Here is a 20,154-nt window from a genome sequence, read left to right as displayed (position 1 = left end):
ATGGGAACGGGCGTGACGTGCGGGTTTGCGGTGGGCGGGTCACGGTCACTGCTGTGTACGACTTGGCGTAGTTGAGTTGGCCGCAGGTCCGAGTCCCTGGCGGGAGCCACAGAACATGGGAAGCGGGATTTTCCCCAGCCCGGCGCGGGGTGCTGGTACTCACGGCGGCAGTGTCGTTCTGAACCCGGCGGGCGGGCTGATCTGGCGTTTCCCAGAGGCGTCGAGTGTGCGTTGGCGGGGCGGGTGGGTGGCCATGGCCGGGCAGGGCCAATCCTTCGCGGGGCCCGGGAGACTGCCGCAGGCTTGAGTCCTCGACGACGCGTGATGCAGATAGGAACGGGTGTGAACTGGGGCTTTCCTCGAAGGGCACAGACGCTCACCCCCAATGTTCCTCCTGGTAGCGCAGGAGGTCGTCGCCGTGGAGTTGCTTGGTGGCGTTGCCGACCCGGACCCAGAAGTCGGTTGCCTCGTTGCTGCCCTTCGTGGGCTTGGCGAACACCGGCCGACCCGCCCCGGCAACACTGATCTGACAGACGATGCGGGCGGAGACTTCAGGGAAGCGGACGCGGACGGTGCTTGCTGTCGGGGTGGACAGGCTGCTGTCGAGGAGTTGGCGCACGAAAAGCTCATACCCGTCGACGCTGGCCTGCCGCTCAAGGGTGGTGAGATCGTTCTCGATGCCGAGGACGGTCGAGTCGTCGGCGACACCGATGAACAGATTGCCGCCTTCGCCGTTCAGGAAACCACAGACAGCCTTGACGATGTTGTGCCGTAGGGACTTGTCGGCTTGCTGGGTGTATACGTTCCAGCGGGCGCTGGCCTTGAACTCGGTGCTTTGGGACTCTCCTGCGGCGATGATGTCAGCCGGGGCGGTGGGGATATACGCAGGCTGTTCCTCGGTAAGGCTCTCGAACGCTTCCCGCACCACCCGGGCTATCAGTTGGCGGCGCCGTTCCAGGAAGGTCGGGTAGTCAAGCTGCTCCCAGCCGACCGGGAGCGCGTGCCACCGTACTTGTCGCTCGAGTACCGCCGGGTCCATCGCGTCGGTGATCCTGGGCCAGTAGTCGTGTGGTGCGTCGGTGTTGGTCATCTCAGTTGCCGGCCACGTCACGTAGGCCATGTTGGCGATGGCGTTGACTTGGCGCCGGTCGGTGGTGCCCAGCCCGGCGAGAGTCTTGGGGTGGAACAGGTTGTCTCGATCGATGCCCTTGGCGGGTTTGACCGAGGGGTCCAGAAGCTCACGGATTCGTTGGTTGCCGCAGAGTATTTCGGCGTCGAGGATGTTCAGGGCTGCCTGGTAGGCAAACAGCACCGGTGAACGCGACGAGGAGGTGTCCAGCCGGTTCGGCAGCGAAATGTCCCAGTAGTCGCCAGTGAAGTTCGCTGCGATGATCCGGTCGAGTTCCACGGCGAAGGCTCGGCCGTCGCCGTGCGGCAGACTGCCGATCCGCCCCAGATCGAACTCCATCTGTGACTCAGGAGAGTTGGAGTACCGGCCGGTAGCGTGCGCCATGAAGAACCACCGAGCGATCACTGGACGCAGTTCGTCGGCCGCCAAGCCGAAGTCGTGGCGCCCGATCAGCCAGATCGTATAGCTGTACAGCAGGGCATTGTCGGAGGTGATCATCTTGCGGCTTCGGAAGCCGGCCGTTGTGACGCACTGAAAGAACTCGTGCCAGCTGGTCAGGTCCAGGACCTTCGTGTGCGCTTGGGCCAGCCGGTCGAACTGCTCCTGTCGCCGTGCGACGGTGACCTTGCCGGTTTCGAGGTCCTTGCCCCGTAGAACGCTGTAGACATGCTGCAGTCGGGCTCGCCTGAAGGCGACGGCGACAGCGACGCGCAGGAGTTGGTCCGGCCTGGGATCCAGAAAGGCGTTGCGAGGGCTCGAGCCGGGGAGTCCCGCGATCACCGCGGCCCGGCTGAAGTCCTCGAGCTGGCGCCGACCCTTCTCCCAGTGCACCGACATCAGGGTGAGGATGAAGTCGGACTGGTTGAGCTTCACGCCTTCGGAGTTGATGCGAACGAAGATGTCGGCCACCTGCTCTTCGTCGGCCGAAGCGCCCAGTTCCACTACCTGGAAGCGAAACTCGTGCAGGTCCCGGACTCGGTCTATTCGTTCTTCGAGTTCATCCTTGGCGGCGTCTGACAGGGCCTGTCCGCTTGCATGTTCCAGCCGTTGGAAGAACTTCCGGACGGTGGGCTTGTAGCCGCCTCGGGCCCAGAGTGCGGTGATATCCGGGATGAAGTGGGCGTCACGCTCTATCGCCGCGTCCGCGACCTCGAACGTCTGGTCCTCCGGATGAAATGCGATGCGCACGTTGATCTCGTCAAAGGACTTGGTCACGATCTTGCGTCCGGTCAGGACGGCGAAGAGGGCGGTGAGCCGCTGCTGCCCGTCAACGACCAACAGCTGGGGTGCCCGATCGCTGGCTTCCGTCCCGATCTGCCGCGTCCCCACCTCGGCGCCGGTCTCCCAGAACATCAGGGTGCCGATCGGGTAGCCGCGATACATCGAGTCGAAGAGGTCTCGGGTCTTCGCCGCGGACCATACGAATGGTCGCTGGATATCGGGGAGCCCGATCCGTCCGCCTTCGATGTTCTCGATCAGGTGCCGAAGTGTGTAACCCGTGTCGCGGTACAGAGTGGGTGGCACAGCCAAGTGCTCCTAATGTCCGAGGGCGGCTGGTCGGTGGAAGCAGGCAGAGTGTGGAGGCAGCATCAGACTTCTACCACGCGGACTCGCGGCGCCGCAGCGCCAATGGCGCCTGCTGCAAGGGTGGGTGCGCTTGCGGGAATCGACCAGGCCGGTTTTCGAGGGCAGGAGAGGCCAGGGTGTGATCAAGTTCCGTTGAGATCTGGCTCGTCGGTGATGCCCAGGATCCGGCGTGCTTGTTCGGGTTGGTGGCGGATGGCGAGGGTGGTCTTGGCGATGTTGCTGGCTCCGAGGGTCTTCGGCGTGCCGATGGCGAGGTTACGGAGCTGGCCATAGTGCGGGGTGTGGTGCCGGCGCGGATGGTGGAGGCGTCCTTGGCGAAGGTCCGGTCTCGAATGTGGTGCAGGGCCTCTACTGTCCAGTGCCCGCGGATCAGGGTGGCTAGCTCGGCCGGGCCGGCCTGGTGGGCATCGAGGTACGGGCGCACGTCAACGCCCCGATCGGCGTCCAGCGGCCCCAGCGTCAGCAGGACAGCAGGGATTGCGGAGGATGCAGCAGAAGGCACGGCACCTCATGATCAACGGCGTAAGACACCGCGATGATCACGAAGCTCGTGCCTGCACCGCTGCCCACCTCCACCAGCCGCAACCCGAACTCGCCACACGATCAGGGAACTTGCAGCCACCTGGACCTCCATGCGAGATGCGCTGGACGCCTCGGCGAACACCACGATCTTCTCGTGCACCGCAACAGCCATCTCGGCGGTCGGCGCCCCGGCCTGGATGTGCTCCCACGCCTCAGCCTCAGCATCCAGCAGGTCCTGGGGAACTTCGATAGCCATCTTTCGATCCCAGGCCGCACCCAAGACCCGTGCACATACTGTGTCCTGTGCGATCGGGCTCTGCTCCTCTGTCCGGCCGAACCGCGTTGTCAGTGGTGCCACTTACGATCGGTTCTGAGGTTGTACGTGGCAGCGACACGAGGGGGCGGACGTGGTGAAGTCACCAGTTTCGGGGCGGCGGGTTCCGGGGCCGGAGCCGACGGCTGTTCCGGTGACGAGGCTGGCGGACCGGGTGCTGTGTGGGGACATCGTGCTGCCGAAGTACCAGCGGGGGTTCGTGTGGACCAGGCAGCAGGTCCTGTATCTGCTCGATTCGGTTCACCGCAACTATCCGATCGGCAGCCTGCTGCTGTGGCAGACGACGCAGGAACTCGGCAGTGAGAGTGAGGTGGCCGGTCTCGACGTCGATGAGCCCAGGCGCGGCTACCCCGTCAACTACATCATCGACGGGCAGCAGCGCATCGCGAGCCTTGTCGGGGCGCTCCACGGTGACAGCCAGGGCTGGCAGTTCGGGTACGACTTGGAGGAGGAGCGCTTCCTCCACCTTGATGAACTGCCGGACGGCACACCGATACCGGCCCACGTGATCCCTATGCGCCGGGTGGGATCGGCGGCGTCGCTGTTCGGCCAGGTAGCCGACTTGCGGCCTGAACTGCGCGACCGCATGGAGGTGCTGTACGAGCAGTTCACCAACTACCAGATCCCGGTCGTGACCCTGCACGAGCTGACTGAATCCGATTCTTCGAGGATCTTCGAGCGGATCAACAGCACGGGCACCGCGATGAACATCGTCGACCTGATGAGGGCGGCCACGTGGAGCCCGGACTTCGACCTGAAGGAGGAGATCGAGAAGCTGCTCGGTGTCCTCGACGCGAAGAATTACGGCCGGGTCGACACAAAGACGATGCTGCGGACCATCGCGGCCTCGGCCCGCTTCGGTTTCTCCCGCAGCGATATCAACCGCTTGCGGGATCTGAGTAAGGACGAGTTGAGGGAGGCGGGAGCCGAGGCAGGGAAGGCGGCCGAGCGGGCCGTGGACTTCCTTTGCACCCAGATCCGTACGCCACGGGCGGAGGCGTTGCCCTACTACAACCAGTTCGCGGTCCTGGTGGAGATCTTCCGGCAGCTGCCCAAGCCAAGTGCTGCGCAGTACGAGGCGCTTGAGCGGTGGTTCTGGCTGACCGCGAGCGGCGAGTACTTCAAGAACTGGAGCGAGAGCCAGATGGGCCCCGACCTGGCGGCTGTCTCCGCGTTCGCCCGGGGCGAGACGGAAGAGATCGACACGGGCGCGGCTCTGCCTCGCAGCACTCTCTGGCGTCGCAGCCCGTTCTCGAAGAGGAACGCGCCGAGCAAGCTTCTCGGTCTCCTGCTTTCGTACGAGGATCCGTTGGACCTGCTGATCGGTCGGCGCGTCGACGCGGGAAAGGCTCTCTCCTGGCAGAACGACAAGGAGTTCCACCACTTCTTCCCTCGCGCCTTCCTGCGTGACCAGGGGATTAAGGGGGCGAACGTCTGCGGCAACCTGGTCATGATCACCTCGAACACGAACATCTGGATCTCGGACCGGTCGCCGTCCCGCTATCTCCGCGACCTGCGGGACCTTGAGGGTGAGGATGCGCTCCGCAAGCGGCTGCAGTCCTGCCTGGTGGAGGAGGACGCGTATCAGGCGGCACTGCGGGACGACTACGAGGGCTTCCTGCTGGCCAGGTCCGAGACGCTGCACCGGCGGCTGATGCAGCTGATCGGTACGGCGGCGGGAGGGTCGGCGGTCGCGCCTGCCGCGCTGGCTTCGATGGTGGGGAGCATTGACGACGAATCCGACTCTGAGGAGCCTGAGGGGGCGGACGAGCCGCTGGATCGGGATTCGGCGGACTGACGGGGCGGTTTTGGCTGTTCTTGGGCGTCTGGACGAGGGGCGGATCGGGATGAGGATCAGGGAAGTCCCAGTCGAGGACCGGCCGCGTGAACGGCTGCTCGCGCGGGGCGCGGAGGTACTTTCGGACCGCGAGTTGCTGGCCTTGCTACTCGGCTCGGGGACGGGCGGGTGCGACGCGGTGGAGCTGGCTGGGCGGTTGATCGCGCGGCACGGCGGGTTACGTGCTCTGTCGCGAGCCGATGCTCGTGAACTGGCCGTGGACATGGGTGGGGTGGGTCCGGCGAAGGCGGCGCGGGTGGCGGCGGCGTTCGAGCTCGGGCGCAGGGTGGGGGCGGAGCGGTCTGAGGTCCAACGGGTGGGTGGATCAAGGGACTTGGCAATGGTCGCGGGGCCACTGTTGCGCGGGTTGCGGCATGAGCGGGTCGTGGTGGTGGTCTGCGACGGGGGAGGCCGGGTGCTGCGTACGGCAGTGTTGACGGAGGGGGCGTCGGATCGGTGTCTGTTGCCGGTGCGGGATGTGCTGGCACTGGTCCTGGCGAGCGGGGGCGCGGCGTTCGGGGTTGCCCACAACCACCCCTCGGGGCGTGTGACCCCGAGCGAGCCCGACCGCCTTGCTACGGCCCGGCTGGTGACGGGGGCAGAGACGGTCGGGGTGCGGTTTCTGGACCATGTGGTCGTGGGGGAGGGGGAGTGGGGGAGGGTGGATTACAGCTGACCCGAGAAGGCTGCGTTGAGGAGGGTGGGGCGGAGGGCGGCCAGGAGGTCGTCGCGCTGCCGCTGAAGGGAGTTGAGGGCATGTGCCTTCTGTTCCCAGGTGCGGACATCGACCAAAGCTGCTTCGTGGTGCTCCTGTGGGATGTCCGGAATCTCTATGGCCATGAGCAGGCCCGACCGGAGGCGCGGGAGTTGGAGGTTGTGTGTGTGCTCCTTGACGGTATCCAGCGTCGCCTTGGCACGTAGCCCTGCGGCAATCAGCTCGGCGGGCATGTGTCCGTTGGGGCGAAGCACATATTGCTCTACGCTGCACAACCCGTCTCGGTCAGCCACCCAGACCTTGTTGAGATACGGGCGCAGGTAGCCGTAGAGGACATCGCCAGGCTGGAAGCGGAACTTGCGGCCCTTCTCGTCGCCGAGAGGGCGCGCTCCAATGCGCTGTCCAAAGTGTGGGGCGATGTGCTCAAGGCCGACGAATTGCTTTGCCGGGCTTGGATCGTCGCCCGGGTGGACTGTGTCGTTGATCTGCTTACATGTGGCGTCAACGCGAACGGTGCCCTGTGACCAGCGAGTCAGGGCGCGGTCTAGGCCGCCGATGGCGAGGAGCCGGGCTGACTCCTGTTGCGGGGCTGCGGTGGTGGTGGTTGCGACTGTTGCCAGCGTGGCGTCTAGTTTGTCGGCGATGCGGCGCTGTTCGGGCAGCTCGGGCAGCGGAATGGTTGCCCGCTCGAAGTTCTTCGGAGACAAGGTCTGGTTTCGGGAAACCGTGCCAGTCGATGCAGAGCGGGCCAACTCACGTCCGGCGGGGCTCTGGAAGTAGTAATTCAGGTACCTGGCATCAACGGTTTCGGCTGGCCTGTAGCTCAAGAAGCGAGCTGAACCAACGAGCCCCTCTTCTCGGTCCGTCGATAGTCCGATCGCCCCTTCCCACGCCATGATGTTGCTGACGATCAGGCGCCCGGGGTGAATTTTGAAGTACTTGAGTTTGCTCAGCTCACTGCCCAGACAGGGGTCCTTGTGGAAGATTCCATTGCCGAAGGACCGGATACCGATTTGCGTGTAGGTTTCGTCTTCCTGTACGTCAAGGGGGATACGTTCCAGAGTGAGTACATCGCCGAGTCGCACGAGCTGCGTGTTCACTTACCCTCTCCCAACCCGGCTCGCAGCTCTTCCAACAGTCCCAGAATCTCGCCCTCTACCTTGATCAGCTCGTCCACGAGTTCAGCAGGCGTCTGGTGCTCAATGGCATCGCCCACATGCGGGTTGGTGATGTCGAGGTCGTAGCCCGCCTTCTTGACGTCCTCAACAGGAACCAGCCACGCCTGCTGTCCGGCCTCGCGCCCTTTCCGCTCCTTACCACCCCACCACTGAACGCATTGCTCGAACTCCTCGATCCGCATTGGCTTCGTCTTCGTATAGCCCCGTCGCCCCTCTGGCAAAGGGATTTCGTAGAACCAGGTTTCCTTCGTCGGCCCGATCTTCTCGAAGAAGAGCAGGTTCGACGGGATTTGGGTGTACGGCGCGAAGACGCCTTGCGGGAGGCGGACGATGGTATGCAGGTTGCACTCCTTCATCAGCTTCTCCTTGATACGGGCACCCACCCCGCCGGCGAACAAACTGCCGTTGGGCAGGACGACCGCGCACCGCCCGCCTTTCTTCAGCTGGTCCAGGATCGCGTGGACGAAGAGCCAGGCAGTTTCCTGGGTTTGGAAGCCCGATGGGAACTGCTTGACGATCGATTGCTCTTCCTCTCCGCCGAAGGGAGGGTTGGTGAGGACGACGTTCACGCGCTCGGCCGCGGTGGACTGACGCATTCGCTTGAGGGCATTGTCGTGGATGAGCTGGGGGGCATTAATGCCGTGGAGTAGCAGGTTCATGCTGGCCAACAGGTACGGCTGAGACTTCTTCTCGATGCCGCGCAGGTCGCCGGCCAGCTGCTTGCGCTGCTCGTCAGTCTCGACCTTGTCCTTCAGGTCCTCGTACGCTTGGACGAGGAAGCCGCCTGTGCCGCAGGCCGGGTCGAGGATGGATTCGCCGAGTTCGAGGAACGACTGCTGAACCATGAACCGGTTGACCGGCCGCGGGGTGTAGAACTCGCCGGAGTCACCGGCCGCGTCCCGCATTTCCTTGAGGATCGACTCATAGACGAACGCCATCGTGTGGATGTCGTCCGACGACGTGAAGTGGATCTGGTCGACCACGTCCACCAGGTCGCGAAGGAGCGTGCCGGACATCATGCGGTTGGTGACGTCCGCGAAGACCGCCGAGAGGATGTTCCGAGGATCGTCGGCGCCACTTCCCTCAAGTCCCGCGAGGTGGGGGATGAGGTCACCGTTGACGAAGGCACGCAGGTCGTCTCCGCTGAAATCCCGCTTCGGCGCCCAGTCCTGCCAGCGGTACGGCTCCTCGATCGCGGGTCGGTAGTCGGGGTCGAGTGCCGCGCCGGTCTGCTCGACGCGCTCGTCGAACGCCTTGAGGAACAGCAGCCATGACAGTTGGGGGAGCCGGTCGAGGTCGCCGTTGAGCCCCGCGTCCTTGCGCATGATGTCCCGCGCGGATTTCACCAGCGACTGGAGCTTGGCCCGGGATTGGGCGGCAGATTGCTTCTTGTCCGCCTCCTTCTCCTCCCAGAGGGGGGCGGACGGCTCTTGCTTCTTCTTGCGGGGTGGCATGTCAGTGTTCTTTCGTTGTACGGGAGTTGGAGGGGCTGCCGGTATCGTGGACGCCGTGCTTCGTGCGGGTCGCAAGGGCGCGCTCGACCCCGAGTTCGGCTCTTGGGCCCAGAGTCTCTGCTGCGTGAAGGAGTTGGCGCCTCATGGCCACACCGCGCTCCAGTACTTCCGCGACTGCCGAGTCCAATAGGTCCTGCTCGGTTCCCGCCGCGGCGCACTCGGCGATAGCCCGGACCGGGGCCGTCACGCGGTAGCCCGCACGGTCCTCGATCTCATCGGGGGTGAGTTCAGCGCGGTGCAGGATCACCGCTGCGTCCTTCTGGCGGAAGTTACGCGGCACCGTGAGGTGGATCTGGGAGGGGTTCGCTATGCCCAGGTCGTGGATGGACAGGGCGGTGGTATGCGAGGCGACCGCCCGGCCTCTGCTCCACAGGCACCAGCGCACCAGGTGGGCATCCTCGCTGGCGGGCAGGTCCGTGAACTCACGGAACCGGTAGATACCCCGGTCGACCGGCAGCCAGTTCCCGCGCTGCGCGTGGTAGCGCTGCGCCTGGTAGGAGTACCCAGCCTTCAGGGCCTGGGCAGCGGTGAAGTAGCCGTGCTGGCCGCTCGCCACGCGCCACAGGGTGGCCCGGGTGTCCGTACGGTCTGTGAGCACGGGGTCACCTTAGCAAATGCACAGTCCTCAAAGTCTGCTTTAGTTTGATGCAAGGGGCAGCGCGCCAAACTAAAGCAGACCTGGAAACCCTGCGCTTCCGAGCTGCACGGCTGACGTAAGTCCAGCTGCAGCGGAGCCGACCAGGGTAGCTGCCTCGAAGTCCTCGACGTCTTCCCCGCCCCCGCCGTGCCCGTGCCCGCGACTCCGCTCCCCTCCCACGGCTCCGCCCTGCTCAGCCCCGCAACCGGTTGGACCGATTCGTCGTGGCCGTCAAGGGGGGGAAGTCCCCTCGTAACCCCGGAGTGCATCCACGTACGCGGCCCCCGTCGGATGTGACAGGGGCCGCTATCACATCCGACCGAGCCTCCACAGCCCCACCCTACGAAGCCTCCAGCAACCGCCGTCCCAGCTCATCGATGGCGGCGTGCAGGGGCAACCCGTCGCCACTGAACCGGCCCGTGAGCTCGAGGACCGAGCCCATCTTCGTGAATGGCTGAACCTGTAGCGTCTCCGGCTTCAGCTGCGTCGACCCATGCTCGACGAACTTGAGCAGCATCTCCTCCAGTACCTCGCGGGCCTGCGGCTGGAAGGACTTCAGGAACTCCTGGTGCTCGTGCAGGAAGCGGTTGAACCGCTCCTCCCTGCTGACCAGGGGCAAGCCCCACGCCACGTTGAGGAGCAGATCCACTGGATCCACGTCGGGGACGTCGAAGGCGTCGGGGAGCTCCTCGGCGTCCACGTCGGCCTTCTTGAGGATGGACATTAGGGCGCCGCGGGACTTAGCCGAGGCCCACTGGGATCGCAACGAGGCTGGGGCCAGGTCGAGTTCGAGCACACGGCCCCGGACCCACTGCCGGATGGAGACCAGGCGCATCGTCCGGCCGTCGGAGTCGAGCTGATAGCGGCTCTCGCCCCACTTGTAGACCTCGACGCCGTCCACCACGTACTTGCGACCACGCGCGCGGATGCGGTCGATCTCGTCCGGGTCGTCGATGACCCCGGCCTGGGACGCTGAGTCGAACGCCCCACCGTCCTGCTGCTCGTACGCGGAGTCCGGCTCGGCGACGGTCTCCGGGTCGATCTCCTGCCCGTCCGGGGTCTCGCCCACCGTGTCGATGACGTGGCCCTGCTCGTCCGCAGTGTCCCGCACCACGCGCAGCGGAGGGCCGTCGAAGTTGGGATCGTCGAAGAGGCGGGTCGCTTCCACGAAGTCGATGATGTCGAACGATGCCTTGCCGATCTCGGGGCACAGCCGGGTGCCGCGGCCGATGGTCTGCTTGAACTCGGGCATCGACGCGATGCGCCGGAACAGCACGATGTTGCGGACCGCCGGCAGGTCGATGCCGGTGTTCAGCAGTTTCGACGTCACGGCGATCACGGGCTCGTCGGAGTCGTCTTTGCGGAACTCGTCGAGGTGCGCCATGCCGACGTCGCGGTCGGCGTCGGTGATACGGACCACGTAGTCGGAGTGCTTGTTCACCTCCTGGGACGCGGCGTTGTAGAGCGCGTTGCGCATGCGCCCGGCATGGTTGTTGTTCTCGCAGAACACGATCGTCTTGCCGTGTTTGCCGTCCTCGGCGGTGGACCGCAGATAGTCGATCACGTACTGGGCCGCAGCCTCGGTGCGCTCAAGGATGACCATCACGCGTTCGTAGTCCCTGGGGCCGTACACGCCCTCGGGGATCTCGTTGTCGTACTTGTCGCGCTGGCCGGGCTCGGGTACGTAACCCTCGACGTCCACGTTGAGCCGTACCCTGCGCACCCGGTAGGGGGCCAGGAATCCATCGCCGATGCCGTCTGCCAAGGAGTACGTGTAGACCGGGTCGCCGAAGTAGTCGACCGAGTCCGCGTCCTTGCGGCTGATGGGTGTCGCGGTCAGCCCGATCTGTGTGGCCGGGGAGAAGTGGTCGAGGATTCGGCGCCACTGCGAGTCGTCGCGTGCGCTGCCCCGATGGCACTCGTCCACGATGATGAGGTCGAAGTAGTCACGCTCGTAGCGTTCGTACAAGGGCTTGTCCTCGACCTGATCCCGCTGTTCCAGGGACTGGTACAGCGCGAAGTAGACCTTGCGGCCCTTCACGACCTTTCCGCCGCCGAGCTTGGTGACGTCGTCCACACCGAACGCCTTGAGGAAGTACTCGTCCTTCGGGTTGTCGACCAGCATGTTGCGGTCGGACAGGTACAGCACTCTGGGCTTGCGGCCCGGAGTCCACTGGGAGTTGTACAGCTTGGCGACGGTCTGCAGGGCGACCATCGTCTTGCCCGTACCAGTGGCGAGGACGAGCAGAATGCGTTCCTGGCCTCGGGCGATGGCTGCCAGCGTGCGGTTGACCGCGATCCGCTGGTAGTAGCGGGGCCGCTTGATGGTGTTGTCCGAGTTCCGCAACGAGTGGTTGTTCGGCGTGGTGAGGAGTTCACGACCGAGGGCGGAATCGGCCTGCTCCGCGTCGAGGAAGCGAGACCAGAGTTCCTCTGGCGTGGGGAAACGGTCGATCTCCCGGATGGAAGGGGAGGCGCCGCGCAGGTCCAGCTCGATGATCTCCCGGCCGTTCGTCGCATAGGCGAAGGGGAGGCGGAGCTTCTTCGCGTAGCGCCGGACCTGCTCCACGCCGTCCTGGGCGTCGATGCGATACCGCTTCGCCTCGATGACTCCGATGGGCAGATCCGGCGTGTACTCCAGTACGTAGTCGGCGACGAGCGGGTCGTCCCGCATGTGGCGCTTCGGGGTGGGCGTCAGGCGACCGCCGTTGATCTGGAACTGGGGGCGGATCTGATCAGTCGTCCACCCGGACCGGTCGAGGGCCGGAAGGATATAGGTCCGGCAGGTCTCATCTTCGTTCATCCCATACGCGTCATCGGTCGCCATGTACTCAGGTGTACTGCATGGGTCTGACATACGCGGGCTGACCAGGAAACCGGGACCGGGACGTGACGAAGGCATTGGCCGTCTCCGCGGACAGCAGGGTGACCGGTGCCTTCGTCCGGCCTCGGCTGCCATACCGGGATAAGACGTTCCCACCGTGCTGTCAACGGCCACTTGATCCTCCCCGCTTGCGGGTTTGCGGTGGGCAGGTCACGATCGCCGCCACGCATGACTTGGCGTAGTCGGGTTGGCCGCAGGTTCGAGGCCCCGGCGGGGCACTCGGAACATGGGAACAGCGGACAGCGCGGCGTGGGGTCGGTGTGTTGGTGGTTCAGACCGTGGTGCGGCTCAAGTGAGAAGCGTCGGGTGGAGGTGTGGGCGTGGCTCGTGCCGGTCGGTCTGGGGCTGTGGTGGTGAAGATCCAATCTCCTGGTGCCCCTTCCTGCCGGTGACCGACGGGCGATCGGCTTGGTGGTTCCGGCGAGGGAAGGGGCTGTTGAGATGAGCGGGGGCGGGAGCGCGTAAGGGGTAACGGCACGTGTGACGGCCCTCTGGCGCTATGTCTCGGAGGCCGTGATCGGTTCGATCAGGTGGTCGGGGAGGATGTGCTTGGCGACGGTGTGTGCCAGGTGCAGGACTGTGGGGAGGGCCAGCGGGTCGGAGAAGTGTGAGGCTTCGTAGCGCTGTTGGTGGATGAGCGCGGCCCAGGCTGCAGGGCCGTCGTCGGGGGCGTGGGCGGCGACGAGGAGTTCGAGGAGTTGGGGGTTCCAGACGTTCTGGCGGGTGTCGTGCTTCTGGCCGTAGGTCTTGTTGCCGTCGTCGTCCTTGCCGGTGCAGCCCCAGTGGGCCTCGATGCGTGATCCCTGGGGCGAGCCGTTGCCTGCGGTCGCGGGCTTCTTGGCGGTGCTGAAGAAGTGGCGGGGGAGGCGGGGGTCCGTCCAGAAGTGGGAGCCGACGCCGACGTCGCCGTCTTCTGCGCCTTCGGTGTAGCTGTAATGCTGGGCGGTTTCGTCGCGGAGGTTGGTGCGCAGTCGGATGTGGCGTAGGCCCTTGCGGCGCTCGGGTGGGATGGGGTGTGCGGCGTCGAAGGCGAGGATGTCGGGTTGCAGGAGCCCATTGGTGAGGGCGGGGCAGCTTGAGCGCAGGTTCTGGGCCAGGCTCACCAGCGCGATGTCCGAGCCGTCGCAGATCTCCTCGACGACCTGCCCGAAGAACTCCCTGATCCGCTGGTCGGGTAGCCATCGTTCGCAGTCGATATCGGACAGCGTGAGCAGGCCCTGGTGGAAGGGGAGCCAGGTGTCGGTGTGAGGCATCCGGATGCGGGCGAAGGGCTCGTCGGGGGTGTGGGCGACAGCGAGGGGGAGCAGGGCGTTCACGCTCTTGTTGCGGCGTACGACCCACAGGCCGACGGTGGTGACGTCGCGGAGCGGGTTCGCCGTCGTGCCGGGCTTCTCGGGGTGAGTGAGCAGCCCGGTCTGGCGGGCGAGGAGGTCCATGACGGACTTGCCGATGCGCTGGCTGCGGGTGGCCGCGGTTTCCTTGCCCGTGTCGGTGTTGGCCGATTTCGGCGGGGTGATGTTCTGCACGAGGATGCCGAGGGAGGCGGCCGCCGCCTTAACCGCCTCTTTGGGGTCGTGCTCGGAGGTGGGATAGGCGTCGGCGTCGGCCATCTCGATGATGGCGAAGCGCGGGAGGCCGGTCAGTTCCGGGGACTGGAGGCGCGCGATGGTCTGGGCGCGGCGTTCGGCGGCTGCCTTGCGGGCACGGTCCTTGGGGTTCTTGATGGTGTAGTCGACGGGGAGTCGATCGGCGAGCTCGCCCACCGGCTGGGTGCGGATGATGACGTCGAGGTGGGGGGTGCGCAGCGTGTAGGTGTGAGGAGCGGGCGCGTTGCGGCCTGGGGGAGTGGGTGCTGGCTGTCCGAGGGCTTTGTGGAGGGTTGCGAGCACCTCGTCCCGCATGGTGATGGTGTCGGCCAGAACATCCACCACGATGCTGCGGCCTGTTGCCTGAGCGAGTGCCGCGAGGTCGATGTTCAGCAGTTGATCGGCTGGCGGGCGGGGACGTACGGGGACGGGGAGGCGGTGCAGGGGCTCCTCGGGCGTGGCCATGCGGGAGAGAGCGGCTTGCAACTGGCGGAAGATCTGCCATCGGTCGCGGGCTGATGCTCCGGTGCCGACGGAGTGCTTGGCGTACTGGCCAAGACCGTCACGGAAGACCACTCCGGAGACGAGGACGTCCTCAGCGGGCCGGAGGAACTGCTGAGGATCGGCGGCCAGTTCGGGGGCGGAGGGCAGGTAGCGCTGTGAGGTGCAGCGGGCCAGCGTCGCGGCCAAGACATCGTCCCAGACCATCTTGCCCTCACGCTTGCCCGGCGGGCCCGGGTGCCAGCGAAGGGAGGCCCTGCCGAACGGGCTGGTGTCGTTGGACCAGGGGGACGGGGTGAAGAGGTAGGCGGTGATGGCGCGTTGTCCGTCCCAGACGTTGCTGCGAGCCCAGCGCCTGATCCCTACCCTGGCGTGCAGCAGACTCTCGGGGGACTGACCCAGAGCGTGGTTCTGGGCGGTGAGCCTCAACGTGTACGACCAGGGATAGACCGTCCCGCCGTCGCTCACGTACGTCTGCGGCGGCCAGGAGATGAGCTCGGCGCCCTCGTCGCAGGCGACACGCCGCCATCGGGAAGTGCCGTACCGCCAGGGGAGGTGCGGCCCGTCTTCCGCATCGCGCTTCCAGCCGACGTGTTCTACCTGCCAGTTGGATGAGACGAGGTGCGCGGCCACGAGGTGCGGCAGCACGCGGTACTCCTCGCCCTGGAGGGCCTGGTTGGGCTTGACGGTGAGGCGGCGGACCTCGCTGCGCAGGTCGTCGGCATCGAAGTCGGCGAGGACTGCGGCGAGTTCACCCATGTCCACGGGCTCGGGGCGGCCGCGCAGGCGGGCTTTCTTGTTCCGCTCTTCGGCCGCCACGACCAGTCCGCTGCGCACCAGCTCGACGATGAGCTCCTTGTCGGGCCTCGGCGCGCCGAACTGACGGTTCCACGCCAGCCAGGTCTTACCGGGCTTCCCTGAGCTGTCGGTGACCAGCCCATCGGGGAGGAGCCCGGCGATGCCGTGGGACACGGCCCACAGCGGGATCCCGTGCAGCTGCTCCTCCCCGTCGGCGTCGTAGCGGCGGAAGACGTGTGAGCGCAGCTGGCGGGCCAGGCGCTGAGGAAACTCGAATCTCTCGTAGGAGCCCAGAGGCTCATCCAGGCAGGCGCGCAGGATGAGGGACATGCGCTGCAGTCGGTCATACGTCGCCACGGTACTTCTCCAGGAGGTTGTGCAGGCCGTGCATCAAGGGCAGATAGAGGGGACGTGCGATGTCCGCGTGCGGTCCGGACATCGCCTCCTCCAGGGCGCGGTACATGCCCAGGAGGATGCTGTCGTCGCTGTGTGGCGCGAAGGCGCCGTCGCAGAAGTAGATGCGGGCGCGTGCCGCGCCGCGCAGCATGCGGCCCGCGATCTGGTTGAGCGGGGGGATGCCCGTCCAGTCCAGGCCCCTCCGCTCCAGCGAACCGGGCAGGGTGTCGGTGTAGCGCAGGGACTGTTCGAGGCGGGCGATCCACAGGCGGTGTGCGTAGTTCTGGAACGCCTTGGCCCGTGCCCCCAAGGGAGCACTGGCTGGCCCGGCCGCGGGAAGTCCGGCGCGGATCTGTTCGATGCCCCACCGGTTCATGAACTCGATGTCGTAGCTGAGGTCCTCGGGGTGCAGGTGCGGGCGTACCAAATACAGGGCTGCGCCGAGGGCGGCCACGTGGTCGTCGTTGAGGATGTTGTGGCCCCGCTCGATGGCGAGCATCGGCGTGATGAGGATCCAGACGTCCTCGTGGGAGGCGAGCGTGGAGACCCGGCTACGAGCGAGTGCGCCCTGCCAGTGATGGGTACCGCGTTCGTCGTCGGGCACCATGTGCATGATCTGCCCCGCCCATTCGGGGCGCAGTTCGACCAGCTTGCGGTGTACTGCCTTGGCCTCCTGATAGTTGCCCACCAGGAGCATGAGCCGCTGACGTCCTGGTTCAAGCTCGCCGCGGATGGCCTCCAGCGAACTGGGGCGAGCACCGCGCAGGCTCACCTGCGCGGTGCACAGGTCGGCGACGAGATCGGTGAGCGCGGCGGTGCGCTCTTCTCCCTGTTTGCCGGAGACGGTGCGGTCGTAAGGCTGCCCGTCGGGTCCGGTGCCCCGGGAGGGGAGGTACTCGCAGGTGATGCGTTCGGTTACGGGGACGGATTCTGCGGCGCGTGAGGTGAGGATGCCGGTGACGGGGGCCTGGACGTCGTAGCGGGGGGAGTTGCCCGCCCAACTGGTCGCGGACAGAAGCAGAACCCCCGGGCCGACCGGCTCATCGGCGCCATTGTTGGCGGCGGAAGTGAACAGACGGGGCAGGTCGAGCAGCAGTGATCGACCGATACCCGAGCAGCGGAAGAAGCTGATGGTGCCCAGACGGTCCGCAGGGGCGTCCTCGTCCTCACGGTACTGAAAGCCCAGCATGTTGCCCATGGGGCTCTCGGGCACCAGAGGCAGATACTCCGCCGGCGGACGGTGCACCAGACTGGAGGACATCCCCTCCGCGCCGGTCTCCGCCTCAACTTCCCAGCTGTAGCGGGTCAGATGGTCCAGCTGCCGCGTCAGCAGAGCGACGGTCATGACCACCTGGAAACGGATGGCGAGACGTTTGCGGGCCGCGGTCGAGCCGACGACGATGTCGGGGTCATCTTCCAGCCAGTAGGCCAGTTCCCGTGTGGCCCGGACCGTGTCGTCGTATCCCCGGGCCGCGAAGCCTCGCAGCGCGCCGACACGTTTGTCCTTGCCGCGGTAGCGGCCTGCGGGATCGAAGAGCCAGGTCTTCAGCGTCGTCCACCAGCGCTGATAGACGTCCTCGTCCTTGCGCCACCGCTTGCGCTCGACGTTGGCATCCGCGTCCGGCGGCGGGCGCAGCGAGATCTCGTGAGCGAGCTGCGCGGCAAGTCGCCACTCGTTGAAGTACTCGGTGCGAAGCCACTCACGTACATGATGATGCTCGCCGAGAAGGGCCCGCAGCCGAGCCACGAGCATGCCGGCCGAGTTGACCGCGAGAGACCACTGCCGGACGGTCGAACTCGTCGTCAGATGCTGACAGTGCGTGGAGCGGGTGTGCTGCTCGAACAAGGGGCGGACCTCGTCCACATAGGCGTCCTTGCCTGGCCCCGCCAGCGTCTGAGACGGGCTGAAGGCACGGTCCAGCTGAATCTGCACATTGTCCGCCTCGTCGAAGGCGATGACGTCGCTGCGTTCCCAGGCCAGCTCCAGGTACCGCATGTCCCGGTCCATCAGCTGAGTTGGAACGCGGCAGTGCACCAGGCCCGGCGCCGTGGCAACCCAGATGGGCGCGTCCACCAAAGCGCGCGCCGCCTCATGACGCCCACAGCTGAAGAACATCGGGCACGCGCAGAGCTCCGCGTACGCCTGCGCTTGCTTGCCCTCGGCCGCACCGTCTGGGGACTCGGCAACCCGCTGCAGCTTCCGAGAACACGGCGCGTCCCCGAGGGGGAAGGGGGTGGTGAGGTCCGGCATCGCGCCCTGCACCGTGCATGCGGTGGACACCCAGAGCAGCCGCTCGTCCCGCAGCAATTGCACCCCTCGCGTCCTTGGATTCGGCGGACGGTGCAGCTTTCGCAGATGCTGGCCACGAGTGGAAGCTCCCAGGATCGGAGCCGCGGCTTCGGGTACGTACCGGTTCAGGTCACCGACCATGTTGAGCACGGCGATCACATCGCCCAGGACCAGCGTCATGGTGTGTCCGTGCTGGGCGGCCCACACCGCGAGCACCGTCAGGACGCTCGTTTTGCCCACTGCCGGCATGCCTGCGAGGTGCACGAGCTCCTTGATCTGCAATCGCTGTGCCCGGCGCAGACCGTGTGGGCCGCGCAGATGCAGCTGGAGGTCGCGGATGCGTCCGTACCAGTTGCAGGGCTTGCGGCCCTGTTTGAGATCGAGGGCGTCCATGTCCTTGGCGGTGGCCAGTAGGGCGGGCCAGTCGGGCCGCATGCGGCGCCGCTGCCGCGGCGTGTGCTGCAGCCCAGGGGAGGGGATGATCGATTCCGGTAGCCGCACTCTGTGGGTAGTGCCACCCGCGGTGAACGTGTACGCGACGTCCGCAGCCGCCAGTGTCGCCTGCTTCGTCTTGTGTGCGGGAATCCCTGCGAGGGCCTCGGCGTAGAGGGAATGCCGCTCCCGGCACAGGGACAGCTCACGCATGACCGGCGGTTCGGCGGGTTCCTTCACCTCGAAGAGCCGCAGATGCTCAGGGAACTCCGCGTACGTGGCGAGCCGCTCCTGCCAGTCCTCTTCCTTCTTCGACGAACTGAGGAGCCAGCGCACCGATCCGTTCGTCTCGGGCGTATCGCCGCTGTGCGGACGAAAGTCGAATCCCCGCAGCAGCGCCCAGCCGTCGCGGGCGGCTGCCTGCGGTTCCCAGACGGACAGCGCATACAGCGCGAACTCCATCTCCAGGGCCTCGCGAAGTTCCTGTTTGGCCACCCCGGCCTGAGCGCTCGCCTCCTTGAGCAGCTTCGCCGCATCCTGCTGCCAGGCTCTACGGTCACGGACCACAGGTCACCTCGCCTCGTACGCCCTCATCCGGGCACCGGCTGATCAGCTCATCGATCGTCACGGCCTGCAGCTGCGGCTGCGTGCTCAGCGCCGAGCTGTGCCGTCCCAGAATCCGCAGGTACCTGTCCTTGCCGCGGGTGCGGTCCGTCGGCACGGCGATGTAGCCCTGGGAGTAGGCGTAGGGATGGGCGCCCGTCCACTCCGGGAACCGCTTGATCGAGCGGGCCAGCAGATAGGGGTTGCGCCAGTCCTTGACATCGACACCGATCGCGAAGCCCGATGGCCAGATTGCTACTACGTCGAGTGCGTCAAGCCCCGGATACAGCACCACGCGGGCCCCGAGGCGAGCCAGTGCCTCGGCCAGCTCCAGCTCGGGCAGACCCGGCAGTGCGATGTACCGCACCAGCTCGGCCCTGAGCCGGAATGCCTCCTGCGCCGACCGGAACTCGGGATCGTCCGCGAATCGGCCTTGCGCGCATCGCCAGCTCGGGCACTTCCACGATGCGTCGCGTTCTGCGGTCATCCATTGTCGACAGCCGCGGCAGACCGCGATCTGCCCGTCGACCATCCCTTCGCTCGGCACGGGCTCGTAGGACTCATCGATCCACTCGGCCCACGGCGCCGCATCCAGAAACCGATTCTTGAGCCGGATCAACTCGGCGGGTGACAGCAGAGTGTTGCGCGTCAGCTCCAGCCGCCAGTGGGCATACAGCTCGGGACGCCCGAGAGCCTTCGCGACGTCCTTGACCTGACGGACCAGAGCACTCTCGTGCACATCGCCGACGACATCGGGAGTGGCTCGCACCCACTCCCGGCAGAACTCACTCGGCTCACCGTCGACGAGCAACAACTCGCCGTCAGCCTCCGCGTCCGGATCGAACACCAACGGCCAGTCCCGCATCGGCTTGGTAGCACACCACTCCCATACGAGATCCGCGATCCCGGTCGGGAGAGTGGAGCTGCCAGTGCGAGCACACGCGACGGCCAACCGGTCAAGACCCAGCTGCAACCGGTCGTCGTAGGGGCGGCGGAGATTCACCTCCCCCTGCCAGCTGGAGAGACCCACCAGGCCGGAGGCCACGAGGGTCAGGAGAACTTCGGATTCCCGTTGGGTACTTCTGCGGCCCGTAGTGCCGGGAAGCATATCCAAGATCGACATGGCGGGCACGCTAGGGAACACGGGATGCCCGCGGCTACGCACAACCGTTTCACCGGCCAGGCGAATTCACTGAGGTGGCCGATCAGCA

Annotated in this window: 11 protein-coding genes; 2 read left to right on the top strand and 9 right to left on the bottom strand. The window is 66.1% G+C overall.

Going from position 1 to position 20,154, the window contains the following annotated elements; all coding sequences use genetic code 11:
* Positions 1 to 376 precede the first annotated feature (376 nt).
* Together ACFWZ2_RS37100 and ACFWZ2_RS37095 are read right to left on the bottom strand one after the other, a co-directional pair.
* Positions 377 to 2,653, bottom strand: a complete 2,277-nt coding sequence (locus ACFWZ2_RS37100) for a DUF262 domain-containing protein (RefSeq protein WP_384553455.1) — start codon at positions 2,651 to 2,653, stop codon at positions 377 to 379.
* Positions 2,654 to 3,230: 577 nt separating this feature from the next.
* The gene (locus ACFWZ2_RS37095; protein ID WP_384553453.1) at positions 3,231 to 3,494 is read right to left on the bottom strand and encodes a hypothetical protein; all 264 of its coding nucleotides are present in this window, start codon (positions 3,492 to 3,494) and stop codon (positions 3,231 to 3,233) included.
* A gap of 151 nt (positions 3,495 to 3,645) precedes the next feature.
* Between ACFWZ2_RS37095 and ACFWZ2_RS37090 the strand changes: the two genes are divergently transcribed.
* Both ACFWZ2_RS37090 and ACFWZ2_RS37085 read left to right on the top strand, forming a co-directional pair.
* Positions 3,646 to 5,370: a DUF262 domain-containing protein gene (locus tag ACFWZ2_RS37090; protein ID WP_384553451.1), complete on the top strand. Its 1,725-nt coding sequence runs from the start codon at positions 3,646 to 3,648 to the stop codon at positions 5,368 to 5,370.
* A gap of 49 nt (positions 5,371 to 5,419) precedes the next feature.
* Positions 5,420 to 6,085 carry a RadC family protein gene (locus ACFWZ2_RS37085; protein ID WP_384553449.1) on the top strand — a complete coding sequence of 222 codons (666 nt, stop codon included), beginning with the start codon at positions 5,420 to 5,422 and terminating at the stop codon, positions 6,083 to 6,085.
* Here ACFWZ2_RS37085 and ACFWZ2_RS37080 read toward each other — a convergent pair.
* From ACFWZ2_RS37080 to ACFWZ2_RS37050, 7 genes are all read right to left on the bottom strand, one after another.
* Positions 6,076 to 7,224, bottom strand: coding sequence for a restriction endonuclease subunit S (locus ACFWZ2_RS37080; RefSeq protein ID WP_384553447.1), 1,149 nt, complete (start codon positions 7,222 to 7,224; stop codon positions 6,076 to 6,078). The two genes, ACFWZ2_RS37085 and ACFWZ2_RS37080, sit on opposite strands and share 10 nt — an antisense overlap.
* Positions 7,221 to 8,756, bottom strand: a complete 1,536-nt coding sequence (locus ACFWZ2_RS37075) for an N-6 DNA methylase (RefSeq protein ID WP_384553446.1) — start codon at positions 8,754 to 8,756, stop codon at positions 7,221 to 7,223. Before ACFWZ2_RS37075 ends, ACFWZ2_RS37080 begins: the two co-directional genes overlap by 4 nt.
* Before the next feature lies 1 nt (position 8,757).
* Positions 8,758 to 9,414 carry a type IV toxin-antitoxin system AbiEi family antitoxin domain-containing protein gene (locus ACFWZ2_RS37070; RefSeq protein ID WP_384553444.1) on the bottom strand — a complete coding sequence of 219 codons (657 nt, stop codon included), beginning with the start codon at positions 9,412 to 9,414 and terminating at the stop codon, positions 8,758 to 8,760.
* Between the two features lie 379 nt (positions 9,415 to 9,793).
* On the bottom strand, positions 9,794 to 12,280 hold the full coding sequence (gene hsdR / locus ACFWZ2_RS37065) for an EcoAI/FtnUII family type I restriction enzme subunit R (protein ID WP_384553442.1): 2,487 nt from the start codon (positions 12,278 to 12,280) through the stop codon (positions 9,794 to 9,796).
* A 554-nt stretch (positions 12,281 to 12,834) separates the two neighbouring features.
* Positions 12,835 to 15,579 carry an RNaseH domain-containing protein gene (locus ACFWZ2_RS37060; protein WP_384553440.1) on the bottom strand — a complete coding sequence of 915 codons (2,745 nt, stop codon included), beginning with the start codon at positions 15,577 to 15,579 and terminating at the stop codon, positions 12,835 to 12,837.
* Positions 15,566 to 18,907 carry a hypothetical protein gene (locus ACFWZ2_RS37055; protein ID WP_384553438.1) on the bottom strand — a complete coding sequence of 1,114 codons (3,342 nt, stop codon included), beginning with the start codon at positions 18,905 to 18,907 and terminating at the stop codon, positions 15,566 to 15,568. Before ACFWZ2_RS37055 ends, ACFWZ2_RS37060 begins: the two co-directional genes overlap by 14 nt.
* Positions 18,897 to 20,066, bottom strand: a complete 1,170-nt coding sequence (locus ACFWZ2_RS37050; RefSeq protein WP_384553437.1) for a hypothetical protein — start codon at positions 20,064 to 20,066, stop codon at positions 18,897 to 18,899. Before ACFWZ2_RS37050 ends, ACFWZ2_RS37055 begins: the two co-directional genes overlap by 11 nt.
* Between the last annotated feature and the right edge of the window lie 88 nt (positions 20,067 to 20,154).

It is taken from the genome of Streptomyces sp. NPDC059002 (assembly GCF_042740435.1).
Classification (GTDB): Bacteria; Actinomycetota; Actinomycetes; order Streptomycetales; family Streptomycetaceae; genus Streptomyces.
The sequence above is the reverse complement of the archived record's forward strand: the minus strand, read 5'-3'. Positions and strand labels throughout refer to the sequence as shown.